Genomic DNA, 450 nt, shown 5'->3' with positions numbered 1-450 from the left:
ATCGGCAGTAGCACCGCATTGGGTACCGGCACGGTCACCATGGCAGATGACACCGAAATCGGTTTTGTGGCAGATAATTTAGATTTAGCCAATGATTTAGTGCTTTCCGGAACAGATGATCCCATTTTAAATACTCATGGCAATACAGCAACTTGGTCTGGCAACATCAGTGGTACTGGCATATTAACGGTTAATGGCAGCGGTACACTCATTACCAAAGGCAGCAATAGTTATTCTGGTACCACCAATGTGATTGACAATACTACATTGCAAGCTGGTAAAGCAGATACCTTTAGTGCTAATTCCGAGCACAACATTGAGTCTGGCTCAACACTGGCATTGGATGGCTACAGTCAAACCATCGCCGCGCTCAGCAACAGCGGCACGGTTGATTTGCATAAGCTAAACAGTGATGACGCCGGCGCTATTCTGACTGTTTCCGGCAACTAT

At 46.4% G+C, this 450-nt stretch carries 1 protein-coding gene; it reads left to right on the top strand.

The window, feature by feature from the left end:
- The coding region (locus A2F46_RS12770) for a hypothetical protein (protein WP_197457678.1) at positions 1–450 on the top strand (450 nt) is incomplete at both ends.

The organism is Snodgrassella sp. CFCC 13594, assembly GCF_001590725.1.
GTDB lineage: Bacteria > Pseudomonadota > Gammaproteobacteria > Burkholderiales > Neisseriaceae > Snodgrassella.
The sequence above is the reverse complement of the archived record's forward strand: the minus strand, read 5'-3'. Positions and strand labels throughout refer to the sequence as shown.